At 41.1% G+C, this 13,357-nt stretch carries 11 protein-coding genes and 1 other annotated feature; all 11 genes read left to right on the forward strand.

What is annotated here, in order from left to right:
- The first annotated feature begins 254 nt into the window (after positions 1 to 254).
- The 11 genes from nusG to rpsG all read left to right on the forward strand — a co-directional run bounded on the left by nusG (position 255) and on the right by rpsG (position 13,319).
- Complete coding sequence (gene nusG / locus ACDZ29_RS11165) at positions 255 to 788, forward strand: transcription termination/antitermination protein NusG (protein WP_289323327.1); 534 nt, start codon at positions 255 to 257, stop codon at positions 786 to 788.
- Positions 789 to 962: 174 nt separating this feature from the next.
- Positions 963 to 1,388 (forward strand): 50S ribosomal protein L11, encoded by a 426-nt coding sequence (rplK, locus tag ACDZ29_RS11170; RefSeq protein ID WP_063235791.1) that lies wholly within the window; start codon positions 963 to 965, stop codon positions 1,386 to 1,388.
- A 104-nt stretch (positions 1,389 to 1,492) separates the two neighbouring features.
- Entirely contained in the window at positions 1,493 to 2,188 is a 696-nt protein-coding gene (gene rplA / locus ACDZ29_RS11175) for a 50S ribosomal protein L1 (RefSeq protein WP_061440375.1), read from the forward strand.
- Between the two features lie 49 nt (positions 2,189 to 2,237).
- Positions 2,238 to 2,388: a sequence feature (ribosomal protein L10 leader region), on the forward strand.
- A 39-nt stretch (positions 2,389 to 2,427) separates the two neighbouring features.
- Positions 2,428 to 2,928: a 50S ribosomal protein L10 gene (gene rplJ, locus ACDZ29_RS11180; protein WP_375090845.1), complete on the forward strand. Its 501-nt coding sequence runs from the start codon at positions 2,428 to 2,430 to the stop codon at positions 2,926 to 2,928.
- A 62-nt stretch (positions 2,929 to 2,990) separates the two neighbouring features.
- A complete protein-coding gene (gene rplL, locus ACDZ29_RS11185) occupies positions 2,991 to 3,350 on the forward strand; it encodes a 50S ribosomal protein L7/L12 (protein ID WP_289323329.1) in 360 nt (119 codons plus the stop codon).
- A gap of 198 nt (positions 3,351 to 3,548) precedes the next feature.
- Entirely contained in the window at positions 3,549 to 4,154 is a 606-nt protein-coding gene (locus ACDZ29_RS11190; RefSeq protein ID WP_289318829.1) for a class I SAM-dependent methyltransferase, read from the forward strand.
- Positions 4,155 to 4,392: 238 nt separating this feature from the next.
- The gene (gene rpoB / locus ACDZ29_RS11195; RefSeq protein WP_289318643.1) at positions 4,393 to 7,962 is read left to right on the forward strand and encodes a DNA-directed RNA polymerase subunit beta; all 3,570 of its coding nucleotides are present in this window, start codon (positions 4,393 to 4,395) and stop codon (positions 7,960 to 7,962) included.
- Positions 7,963 to 8,140: 178 nt separating this feature from the next.
- On the forward strand, positions 8,141 to 11,740 hold the full coding sequence (gene rpoC / locus ACDZ29_RS11200) for a DNA-directed RNA polymerase subunit beta' (protein WP_289323331.1): 3,600 nt from the start codon (positions 8,141 to 8,143) through the stop codon (positions 11,738 to 11,740).
- Positions 11,741 to 12,031: 291 nt separating this feature from the next.
- Entirely contained in the window at positions 12,032 to 12,280 is a 249-nt protein-coding gene (locus ACDZ29_RS11205; RefSeq protein WP_034305040.1) for a 50S ribosomal protein L7ae-like protein, read from the forward strand.
- A gap of 104 nt (positions 12,281 to 12,384) precedes the next feature.
- Entirely contained in the window at positions 12,385 to 12,807 is a 423-nt protein-coding gene (rpsL, locus tag ACDZ29_RS11210) for a 30S ribosomal protein S12 (RefSeq protein ID WP_061440379.1), read from the forward strand.
- Positions 12,808 to 12,848: 41 nt separating this feature from the next.
- On the forward strand, positions 12,849 to 13,319 hold the full coding sequence (gene rpsG / locus ACDZ29_RS11215; protein WP_034305035.1) for a 30S ribosomal protein S7: 471 nt from the start codon (positions 12,849 to 12,851) through the stop codon (positions 13,317 to 13,319).
- The last annotated feature ends 38 nt before the right edge of the window (positions 13,320 to 13,357 follow it).

Raw genomic sequence — 13,357 nt, forward strand, 5'->3', positions numbered from 1 at the left:
ATTCGAAAATAAGGTATAATAGTGATAGAATAATATGTGTCAGCAGAAAAGCCCGGAAACGGGTTTTTTAATTTGTCTTTTTTAAGAAGTGAAGAAGTTCAATATCGAGCACTGCTGTAATATGAATCATCATAATTTATTCTAGTTAAGTCGGGATGACGACGGTTTGGTATTTTGGCTAAAACGTTCAAAGATAAAGATTAATAAAGAAAATGATTGATTGCAGGGAGGGAAGGACGTTAAAGTCCTAACACATGGAAAAGAATTGGTATGTAGTTCACACCTATTCAGGTTATGAGAATAAGGTTAAGGCTAACTTGGAAAAACGTGTTGAGACTATGGGGATGGAAGACAAGATCTTTCGCGTTGTAGTTCCAGAAGAAGAAGAAACGGAAATTAAAGATGGCAAAAAGAAAGTGACCAAAAAGAAAGTGTTCCCAGGTTATGTACTGGTTGAGATCATCATGACGGATGATTCTTGGTATGTTGTCCGGAATACGCCTGGCGTAACAGGCTTCGTAGGTTCATCTGGAGCTGGGTCAAAACCGACTGCGTTGCTGCCGGAAGAAATTGAAGTCGTTCTTAAACGAATGGGCGTGGATGAAAGTAAATTCGAAGTTGATTTTGAAATCGGTGAAACGGTTCAAGTTAAAGAAGGACCATTTGCAACCTTTGCAGGACCTATTGAAGAACTTGATAAAGATAAAGGTAAAGTAAGGGTTCTAGTCAATATGTTCGGTCGTGATACACCGGTTGAACTTGATTTTAATCAAGTGGAAAAATTATAAACGGAAAAAAACTTGAAATTGTCTTTTGAAAGTGGTAAAATTTCAAAGGTCAGTATGTTTCAATTTTTAGGCCTCAACGATACAAGCATTCTTTATTAATATATAAAGAATTCAAGATGAGTGGGAGGGTATATCCCTATTACCACATCACGGACTTATAAGGAGGTGTGTCTCGTGGCTAAAAAAGTAATTAAAATGGTTAAATTGCAAATTCCTGCTGGTAAAGCGAATCCGGCACCGCCAGTCGGTCCTGCATTAGGTCAAGCTGGTGTAAACATCATGGGATTCTGTAAGGAGTTCAACGCTCGTACAGCAGATCAAGCTGGTCTAATTATTCCTGTTGAAATCACGGTATTTGAAGACCGTTCATTTACATTCATTACAAAAACTCCACCGGCTGCAGTATTGCTTAAGAAAGTAGCTGGTATCGAGTCTGGTTCTGGTGAACCTAACCGTAAAAAAGTTGCTACAGTCAAGCGTGATCAAGTGCGCGAGATTGCTGAAACTAAAATGCCTGACCTAAACGCTGCAAGCGTTGAAGCTGCAATGCGTATGGTTGAAGGTACTGCTCGCAGCATGGGTATTGTCATCGAAGACTAATCCATGTAATTGCTATTTGTTTCTACGGGGTTGCGATTGATACTCGCAACCTTTATTCGTGGGAGGTTATACCGTTAAAACCACAATTTAGGAGGATTTATATCATGGCTAAAAAAGGTAAAAAGTATCTTGAAGCAGCTAAGCTTGTAGAAGTTTCTAAGGCTTATGCTGTAACTGAAGCAATCGAAGTTGCTAAAAAAGCTAACTTCGCAAAATTCGATGCGACTGTTGAAGTTGCTTTCCGTTTAGGCGTAGACCCTAAGAAAGCTGACCAACAAATTCGTGGAGCGGTTGTTCTACCGAATGGTACTGGTAAAACTCAACGCGTATTAGTATTCGCTAAAGGCGAAAAAGCAAAAGAAGCGGAAGCTGCTGGTGCTGACTACGTTGGCGAATCTGACTTCATCAACAAAATCCAACAAGGATGGTTCGAATTCGACGTAATCGTTGCGACTCCAGACATGATGGGTGAAGTTGGTAAACTTGGCCGTGTATTAGGACCTAAAGGATTAATGCCTAACCCTAAAACTGGCACTGTAACATTCGACGTAACGAAAGCTGTTAATGAAATCAAAGCTGGTAAAGTTGAATACCGCGTAGATAAAGCTGGTAACATCCATGCTCCAATCGGTAAAGTATCTTTCGAAGATGCTAAACTAGTGGAAAACTTCACTACTATCTATGATACGTTAATGAAAGTTAAACCTGCGGCTGCTAAAGGAACTTACATGAAAAACGTTTCTGTAACTACTACAATGGGCCCTGGTGTGAAAGTTGATCCTTCTACTTTCAATAAATAATAATTGACATTCCAAAACTATTGTTGTTATAATAAGTTTTGTTGTGAATAAATGAATATCATTTGTACCGTAGACAGTAGGTGCTCGTTACGAGCTTAATTCCCTGCCGAGGTAATTCGATAATAATAGTCCTTGACTATGACTTTTGAAATTACTGCCTTCATGTCTGCAATAGAGATGAAGGCTTTTTCTTTGAAACGGTATAAATGTTTTCAAGCAAATCTACAGGAGGTGTAAGGATGAACGCAATTATTGAACAAAAGCAAAAAATCGTTGCTGAGATTACTGATAAATTAACTGCAAGCCAATCAACAGTAGTTGTTGACTACCGTGGATTGACTGTTGCTGAATTAACAGAACTTCGTAAGCAACTTCGTGAAGCTGGCGTTGAGTTTAAAGTTTACAAAAACTCTATGACTCGCCGTGCTGCGGAAAGTGCTGAACTTAGCGCTTTGAACGAATCATTAACAGGACCAAACGCAATTGCATTCTCAACTGAAGATGTTATTGCGCCAGCAAAAATCCTTAACGATTTTGCGAAAAAACATGAAGCTTTAGAAATCAAAGCTGGAGTTATCGAAGGAAATGTTGCAACTGCTGAAGAAATTAAAGCTCTTGCAGAACTACCTTCACGCGAAGGCCTACTTTCAATGCTACTCAGCGTGCTACAAGCACCTATGCGCGGACTTGCTATTGCTACAAAAGCAGTTGCAGATCAAAAAGAAGAACAAGGCGCGTAAGCTAACTGCTTATTTTGCCTATTGATTCAAAAAAAACCAACCATTTCGAGGAGGAAATAAAAATGACTAAAGATCAAATCTTAGAAGCAGTTAAAAACATGACTGTTTTAGAATTAAACGACCTTGTAAAAGCAATCGAAGAAGAATTTGGCGTAACTGCTGCTGCACCTGTAGCTGTAGCTGCTGCTGGTGGCGCTGCTGCTGAAGAACAAACTGAGTTTGATGTTATCCTTACATCTGCTGGAGATCAAAAAATCAAAGTTATCAAAGCTGTACGTGAAGTTACAGGTCTTGGACTTAAAGAAGCAAAAGAACTTGTTGACAACACTCCAAAAGCAATCAAAGAAGGCGCTACTAAAGAAGAAGCTGAAGAAGTTAAAGCTAAACTTGAAGAAGTTGGAGCTGGCGTTGAAGTTAAGTAATCTTGCATAAACAAAAAGCTCGCTATCATTGGCGGGCTTTTTTTCTTCATTTTAATGAAATGACGGAAATACGCCGTTAATGGTTTGATTAATTAAGAGGTTTTCGTTATTCAAACATTCCGGCATGCAAGCATCCATTCTTCAAATCTCTTCTCTCATTAAATCTTCAATATTCCTTTCTGATAGGGGGAGATGACTCTGACAGAGCATTACTACTCACATAAACCGGATGTCGTAAGCAATCCGAAGTTTTGGGATTTTACATTAAAGGGACGTACCTTTCGCTTCAAAAGTGATAATGGTGTTTTTTCGAAAAAGGAAGTTGATTTCGGATCGCGTCTTTTGGTTGAGAGTTTTAACCTTAATGAAGCTGTGGAAGGAGATATTCTTGATGTTGGTTGCGGTTATGGACCAATCGGAATATCGATTGCGGCAGCTTATCCCGATAGAGCGATAGAAATGATTGATATAAATAGCCGGGCAGTTGAGTTGTCAAAAGAGAATGCAGCTACTAATGGGATCGCAAATGTGAAGATTTACGAAAGTGATCGTTTTGACAAAGTTGGCTCCAATCAATTCGCGGCAATTCTTACGAACCCTCCCATTCGCGCAGGCAAAAGTGTAGTCCACGAAATTTTAGAAGAAAGCTATCGCAGTTTGGTAGCTGGTGGAGAATTATGGGTTGTCATTCAAAAAAAACAAGGGGCTCCATCCGCAATGGATAAAATGGAGCAATTATTTGGCAATATTGAAGTGCCCGTTAAGAAAAAAGGTTACTATATACTATTATCCAAAAAGGTTTGACTCTAAATTTTCGCTATGTTAGTATTATAAAATGCATATATATAATTCCGTAACTATGCAATTTTTATACCATTGGTGTATAACCAATGGATAATATGGGAAAAATATATAAATAATAGTTCGTTTTATGAGAAATAGTGGTTTTTAAAATAAAAACCATTTTCTTTTTGTCTATGGAAATGATTCCTTTTCCGGGGCAAATGGATCCTTATAACGCTTGATTTAAGGGGTGAATCAGTTGACAGGTCAACTTGTTCAGTATGGACGACACCGCCAACGTAGAAGTTATGCAAGAATCAGTGAGGTTTTGGATCTTCCGAATCTGATTGAAATTCAAACAGCTTCTTATCAATGGTTTCTAGATGTAGGTTTAAAGGAAATGTTCCAGGATATTTCTCCTATTGAGGATTTTACAGGTAATTTATCGTTAGAATTCATCGATTACAGCTTAGCTGAGCCGAAGTATTCTGTGGAAGAAACAAAAGAACGCGATGTTACGTATTCTGCACCACTTCGTGTGAAAGTGCGCCTTGTTAACAAAGAAACAGGGGAAGTGAAAGACCAGGATGTATTTATGGGCGACTTCCCGCTGATGACTGAAACAGGTACATTTGTCATCAATGGTGCTGAACGGGTAATTGTATCCCAATTAGTGCGCTCACCGAGTGTTTACTACAATGGGAAAATGGATAAAAACGGTAAGCTTGGGTTCTCTGCGACCGTCATTCCTAACCGTGGCGCATGGCTCGAATATGAAACAGATGCCAAGGATGTTGTGTATGTTCGAATCGATCGCACCAGGAAATTACCGATAACGGTATTGATGCGTGCCCTTGGATTCGGAACTGATCAAGAAATCATTGATTTGATCGGTGACAACGAATACCTTCGCAACACTCTTGAAAAGGATAACACCGAGAGTGTAGAAAAAGCATTGCTAGAAATCTATGAGCGTCTACGCCCAGGTGAACCACCTACTGTCGATAACGCGAAAAGTCTTTTAGTATCCCGCTTTTTCGATCCGAAACGTTATGATTTAGCTAACGTAGGTCGTTATAAAATAAACAAAAAACTGCATATCAAGAACCGTTTATTCGGACAACGTATTGCAGAGACTTTGATTGATCCTGAAACAGGGGAAATCATCGTTGAAAAAGGTACAATGCTTGATCGTCGGACTCTTGATAGGATTCTGCCTCATATCGAAGCTGGAATCGGATTCAAAACTTTCCATCCATCAGGTGGCGTAGTAGAGGAAGAAACTCTTCTTCAACCTATTAAAGTCTTTGCACCAAACGATGCTGAAGGCGAAAAAGTGATCAATATCATCGGTAATGCCTATGTGACCGACCAGGTCAAAAACATTACACCGGCTGATATCATTTCTTCCATTAGTTATTTCTTTAACTTATTGCATGGTGTGGGAATCACGGATGACATTGACCATTTAGGTAACCGTCGTCTGCGTTCCGTTGGTGAATTGCTGCAAAACCAATTTAGAATTGGTTTATCCCGTATGGAGCGTGTCGTTCGTGAAAGAATGTCTATTCAAGATACGAATACAATCACTCCGCAGCAACTAATTAACATTCGCCCAGTCATTGCGTCTATTAAAGAGTTCTTTGGAAGCTCACAGCTTTCCCAATTCATGGATCAAACGAATCCGCTTGCTGAATTGACGCATAAACGTCGTCTATCTGCATTGGGACCTGGTGGTCTGACACGTGAGCGTGCTGGCTTTGAAGTACGTGACGTTCATTATTCCCACTATGGCCGTATGTGTCCGATTGAAACGCCTGAGGGCCCGAATATTGGTTTGATTAACTCATTGTCCAGTTTTGCAAAGGTAAACCCATATGGTTTCATTGAAACACCATATCGCCGTGTGAATCCTGAAACTGGTAGAATTACAAGCCAAATCGATTACTTAACAGCTGATGAGGAAGATAACTATGTAGTTGCCCAAGCGAATGTACGTCTATCAGATGACGGCTCATTCCTTGATAATGATGTTGTTGCACGTTTCCGCGGTGAAAATACCGTTGTTCCGCGTGACCGCGTAGATTACATGGATGTATCTCCTAAACAGGTTGTATCTGCTGCGACAGCATGTATTCCTTTCTTGGAGAATGATGACTCCAACCGTGCCCTTATGGGAGCGAACATGCAACGTCAAGCAGTGCCTTTGCTACAACCGGAAGCCCCTCGAGTCGGAACGGGTATGGAATATGTTTCAGCGAAAGACTCCGGTGCTGCTGTCATCTGTAAACACCCTGGTATCGTAGAGCACGTTGAATCACGTGAAGTATGGGTTCGCAGGGTAAGTGAAGTTGACGGACAGCAAGTAAAAGGAAACCTTGATAAATACCGTCTATTAAAATTCATTCGTTCTAACCAAGGAACGTGCTATAATCAACGCCCTATCGTCAGTGTTGGTGACAACGTCGTAAAAGGTGAGATTCTTGCTGATGGTCCTTCAATGGAAAAAGGTGAGTTAGCACTTGGACGTAACGTATTGGTTGCCTTCATGACATGGGATGGGTATAACTATGAAGATGCCATCATCATGAGTGAGCGATTGGTTAAAGATGATGTGTACACTTCTATTCATATTGAAGAATATGAGTCTGAATCACGCGATACGAAATTAGGACCTGAAGAAATCACCCGTGATATCCCTAATGTAGGGGAAGATGCGCTTCGTAATCTTGATGAGCGCGGAATAATCCGTGTGGGGGCTGAAGTAAAAGACGGAGACCTTCTAGTTGGTAAAGTCACGCCTAAAGGTGTAACGGAACTGACTGCTGAAGAACGTCTATTACATGCAATCTTCGGTGAAAAAGCTCGTGAAGTAAGGGATACATCACTTCGTGTACCTCACGGCGGCGGTGGAATCGTTCTTGATGTTAAAGTATTTAACAGAGAAGACGGCGATGAACTACCTCCTGGTGTAAACCAGCTCGCACGTGTTTATATCGTACAAAAACGTAAAATCCATGAAGGCGATAAAATGGCTGGACGACATGGTAATAAAGGGGTAATCTCCAGGATCCTTCCTGAAGAAGATATGCCTTATTTACCAGATGGCACTCCAGTCGACATCATGTTAAACCCATTGGGTGTACCTTCACGTATGAACATCGGTCAAGTGTTGGAGCTTCACTTAGGTATGGCTGCACGCGCACTTGGCATTCATGTAGCATCTCCTGTATTCGATGGTGCTACTGAGGAAGACGTTTGGGGTACGATTGAAGAAGCCGGGATGTCCCGTGATGCAAAAACTGTCCTTTATGATGGCCGTTCAGGTGAAGCTTTCGATAACCGTGTATCCGTTGGTGTCATGTATATGATCAAACTGGCACATATGGTCGATGATAAACTTCACGCACGTTCAACTGGACCTTACTCCCTTGTTACGCAGCAACCACTTGGTGGTAAAGCGCAATTTGGTGGACAGCGTTTCGGTGAGATGGAAGTATGGGCACTTGAAGCTTATGGTGCTGCTTATACATTACAAGAAATCCTAACCGTTAAATCAGATGATGTCGTAGGTCGTGTTAAAACGTACGAAGCGATTGTCAAAGGTGAAAATGTCCCTGAACCAGGCGTTCCTGAGTCCTTCAAAGTATTGATTAAGGAGCTTCAAAGTTTAGGATTGGATGTTAAAATTCTTAATGCCGAAGATCGTGAAATCGAAATGCGTGATTTGGAAGATGAAGAAGAAGCCAACCAAGCAGACAAATTAAGCCTTGATTCAGAAACTAAAGATATGGTTGCTTCCGAAGTAGGGGCACCTGTCAAAGAATAAATATAAACATATCTAGTTATATATCACCCGCTCTGACTGGCAGCAAGATGTTTCTTTGAAGATCATGCTGCCTTGTTAGAGCCTTATTGATTCAATCAACCATCATCCGGTGTAAGATTGCCTGATACTTGACGGCAATCGAGGGTTAAACCTGGAGATTAAAAGGGAGGTAGGCCCCTTGTTAGACGTTAATAATTTTGAGTATATGAAAATTGGTCTTGCTTCACCAGACAAGATTCGTTCTTGGTCCCATGGAGAAGTTAAAAAACCAGAAACAATCAACTATCGTACGTTAAAGCCAGAAAAAGACGGTTTATTCTGTGAGAGAATTTTTGGACCTCAAAAGGACTGGGAATGTCATTGCGGAAAATATAAACGTGTTCGTTATAAAGGCGTAGTCTGTGACCGTTGTGGCGTCGAAGTCACTCGTGCTAAGGTACGTCGTGAGCGTATGGGTCATATTGAGCTGGCAGCTCCAGTTTCACACATATGGTATTTTAAAGGAATCCCTAGCCGTATGGGACTTGTTCTTGACATGTCTCCACGTGCATTGGAAGAAGTTATATACTTCGCATCTTACGTAGTAACTGAAACGGGCGATACAACTTTAGAAAAGAAACAACTTCTTTCTGAAAAGGAATATCGTACATACCGTGAGAAATACGGTAAGAAGTTCCAAGCTGCCATGGGTGCGGAAGCTATTAAAAAACTTTTACAAGATATTGATACGGAAAAGGAAGTAGAGTCGTTGAAAGAGGAGCTTAAAACAGCTCAAGGACAACGCAGGACCCGTGCAATCAAACGCTTGGAAGTGCTTGAAGCATTCCGTAACTCCGGAAATGAGCCTTCATGGATGATCCTGGACGTGCTTCCGGTCATTCCACCGGAACTTCGCCCGATGGTTCAACTTGATGGTGGACGTTTTGCCACATCTGATCTAAATGATTTATATCGCCGTGTTATCAACCGTAATAATCGGTTGAAAAGATTACTGGACCTTGGAGCACCAAGCATTATCGTTCAAAATGAGAAGCGTATGCTACAAGAAGCTGTCGATGCTCTTATCGATAATGGCCGTCGCGGCCGTCCGGTAACTGGACCTGGTAACCGTCCGTTGAAATCTTTATCTCACATGTTAAAAGGTAAACAAGGTCGTTTCCGTCAAAACCTTCTTGGTAAACGTGTTGATTATTCTGGCCGTTCCGTTATCGTAGTTGGACCAAACTTAAAGATGTACCAATGTGGTCTTCCGAAAGAAATGGCGATTGAATTATTCAAACCATTCGTTATGAAGGAGCTTGTTCAAAGAGGTCTAGCGCATAACATCAAATCTGCCAAGCGCAAAATTGAACGTTTATCTCCTGAAATATGGGATGTACTAGAAGAAGTCATTAGAGAACATCCAGTACTATTGAACCGTGCACCGACTCTTCACAGACTTGGTATCCAAGCGTTTGAACCAACGTTGGTTGAAGGTCGCGCAATTCGTTTGCATCCGCTCGTATGTACAGCTTACAACGCTGACTTTGACGGTGACCAAATGGCGGTCCACGTTCCTCTATCTTCTGAAGCCCAAGCCGAAGCACGCATGCTTATGCTTGCAGCACAGAACATTTTGAACCCTAAAGATGGTAAACCTGTCGTAACACCTTCTCAAGATATGGTATTAGGTAACTATTACTTAACATTGGAAAGAGAAGGCGCTATCGGAGAGGGTATGATCTTTAAAGATACAAGTGAAGCATTACTTGCATACCAAAATGGATATGTACACCTGCATTCCCGTTGTGGCGTACATGCATCATCACTAAATAATGAAACTTTCACTGAAGCGCAAAACAGCCAACTTCTAATTACGACTGTCGGTAAATTGATCTTCAATGAAATTTTACCAAAATCATTCCCGTATATTAACGAACCAACACGATATAATTTGGAAACGAAAACTCCAGAGAAATATTTTGTGGAAAAAGGCGCTAATATCCCTGAAATGATTAAGGCCCAACCTGCTATTGATCCATTCAAGAAACAAATTCTTGGGAATATCATTGCGGAAGTCTTTAAACGTTTTAAAATTACCGAAACATCCAAAATGCTTGACCGGATGAAAGATCTTGGATTCAAATATTCGACAAAAGCTGGTATTACCGTTGGTGTGGCTGATATTGTCGTTTTAAAAGAAAAACAAGAGATCATCACTGAGGCTCAAACCAAAGTGGATAACGTCTTGAAGCAGTTCAGACGTGGTCTGATTACAGAGGATGAGCGTTATGATCGCGTTATCTCAATTTGGAGTGCTGCCAAGGATACCATCCAGTCCAAACTTATGGACTCACTGGACCGACGCAACCCGATCTTCATGATGAGTGACTCCGGTGCCCGTGGTAATGCTTCCAACTTTACGCAGCTTGCTGGTATGCGAGGTTTGATGGCCAACCCGGCTGGACGTATCATTGAATTACCGATCAAGTCAAGTTTCCGTGAAGGTTTAACAGTGTTGGAGTACTTCATCTCTACACATGGTGCGCGTAAAGGTCTTGCCGATACAGCACTTAAAACAGCCGATTCCGGTTACCTTACCCGTCGACTTGTTGACGTTGCCCAAGATGTCATCATCCGTGATGACGATTGTGGAACGGACCGCGGCTTGAAAATTTCGGCCTTGAGAGAGGGTACTGAAATAATTGAGCATCTTGAAGAGCGCCTAGTAGGCCGTTATGCAAGAAAAGCGATTAAACATCCAGAAACAAATGAAGTGATCGTGGCTGAAAATGATCTTATCACTGAAGATCTTGCTGATTATATTGATTCACTTGGAATTGAAACAGCTTGGATTCGTTCTGCCTTTACATGTAACACCAGCCATGGTGTATGTAAAAAATGTTATGGACGCAACTTGGCTACCGGTCAAGAAGTTGAAGTGGGCGAAGCAGTCGGTATTATCGCCGCTCAATCAATCGGAGAACCTGGTACACAGTTAACGATGCGTACATTCCATACTGGTGGGGTTGCTGGGGACGATATCACTCAAGGTCTTCCTCGTATCCAAGAGATATTTGAAGCGAGAAACCCTAAAGGTCAAGCTGTCATTTCCGAAATCGAAGGAACGATTGTTTCGATTAATGAAATTCGGGATAAACAACAGGAAATCGTTGTTCAAGGAGCAGTTGAATCACGCACATATACTGCGCCGTACACAGCGCGTTTAAGAGTAACTGTTGATACGCCTGTCCGTCGTGGTGAAGAGTTAACAGAGGGTTCTATCGATCCGAAAGAATTGCTGAAGGTTACAGATGTACTTACTGTTCAGGAATACCTGCTTCATGAAGTTCAAAAAGTATACCGGATGCAAGGGGTTGAAATCGGTGATAAACACATCGAGGTAATGGTTAGACAAATGATGCGTAAAGTCCGTGTGCTTGACGCAGGTGAAACTGAAGTTCTTCCAGGAACATTATTGGATGTTAACCAATTCACTACTGCAAACACAGATGCATTGCTGACTAACAAGTTACCTGCTACAGGACGCCCTGTATTACTGGGTATCACGAAAGCATCCCTAGAAACGGATTCCTTCTTGTCCGCCGCGTCATTCCAAGAAACGACTAGAGTCTTGACTGATGCAGCAATAAAAGGAAAACGTGATGAATTGCTTGGACTTAAAGAAAATGTCATCATCGGTAAACTTGTCCCTGCAGGAACAGGAATGCTTAGATACAGAAAAGCAAACCCTGTCGTTGTTGGTGACGAAAGTGCCGATACAGTAACAGTGGATTAAAGGAAAAAGGACCAGCTCAATTAAAGCTGAAAACCGCACTCCTGTATTCGAGTGGAGCTGAAGGGTCAGAATTTATTGTGCTGGTCTCTCTTATTACTCAAGGAAGCCTGAAAAGAAGTATGAGGAATGGATATATTACCTCTAGGCAAATTGATAATCTTAATAGAATTATGTAAGGAAAACCTTTTGCTTGAAATATTTTTTATGAAAGAAGTTGACAGTATCCGACTTATAATGATACTATAGCAAAGGTGCTCCTATGTTACCCTGTAACTTTGGAGGATATGGACCATGTCTTATGAAAAAGTAATACAGGCAAAGTCAGTGATTATAGGGACGAAACAAGCAGTTAGAGCTCTTAAAAACAATTTAATTCAAGAAGTTATCATCGCTGATGATGCAGATATATACTTGACTGGGCGTGTCGTTGAGACCGCTAAAGAATTGGATGTTCCTATCACATATGTTGATTCGATGAGAATGCTTGGCAAAGCATGTGGTATTGATGTCGGAGCAGCAACTGTTGCCATTAAAAAGTAAAAATGTTTTTGCAATAATATTTGCAAAGACTTTGTTTTTACCCATTTATGAACCACCTGGATGTGTGGTACTAGAAATGAAAACGTGAAGGGAGGAAAAATGTAATGCCTACTATTAATCAATTAGTGCGTAAAGGACGCGAGTCTAAAGAGGTTAAATCAAAATCTCCAGCACTTAACAAAGGCTACAACAGCTTTAAAAAAGCACAAACTAACGTATCATCTCCGCAAAAACGTGGTGTTTGCACTCGTGTGGGTACTATGACACCGAAAAAACCAAACTCCGCGTTACGTAAATATGCGCGTGTACGTTTAACAAACGGTATCGAGGTAACAGCTTATATCCCAGGTATCGGTCACAACCTACAAGAACACAGCGTGGTTCTTATCCGTGGCGGTCGTGTAAAAGATTTACCAGGAGTACGTTATCACATCGTACGTGGTGCTCTTGATACTGCTGGAGTTAACAATCGTATGCAAGGCCGTTCTAAATACGGTACTAAGCGTCCGAAAGCAGCAAAAAAATAATCTCAAACAAAAATTAAACTTTCTTGAAAGGAGGAAATATAATGCCTCGTAAAGGACCTGTAACGAAAAGAGACGTATTACCAGATCCAATTTATAATTCAAAACTTGTGACTCGCTTAATCAACAAATTAATGGTTGATGGACAAAGAGGTAAATCACAAAAAATTCTTTACTCTGCATTTGATTTAATCAAAGAACGTACTGGCAATGAGTCGATCGAAGTTTTTGATCAAGCACTTAAAAACATCATGCCTGTATTAGAAGTAAAAGCACGCCGTGTGGGTGGTGCTAACTATCAAGTACCAGTTGAGGTGCGTCCAGACCGTAAATCGACTCTAGGACTTCGTTGGTTAGTAAAATACTCTCGCCTTCGTGGAGAAAAAACGATGGAAGAGCGTTTAGCTTATGAAATCATGGATGCTGCTAACAATACTGGAGCAGCAGTTAAGAAACGTGAAGATACACACAAAATGGCTGAAGCTAACAAAGCATTCGCTCATTATCGCTGGTAAGATTAATTACTATAAAATCCTTATAGAAGGAAGGAGAA

Source organism: Peribacillus sp. RS7, assembly GCF_041956845.1.
Lineage (GTDB): Bacteria > Bacillota > Bacilli > Bacillales > DSM-1321 > Peribacillus.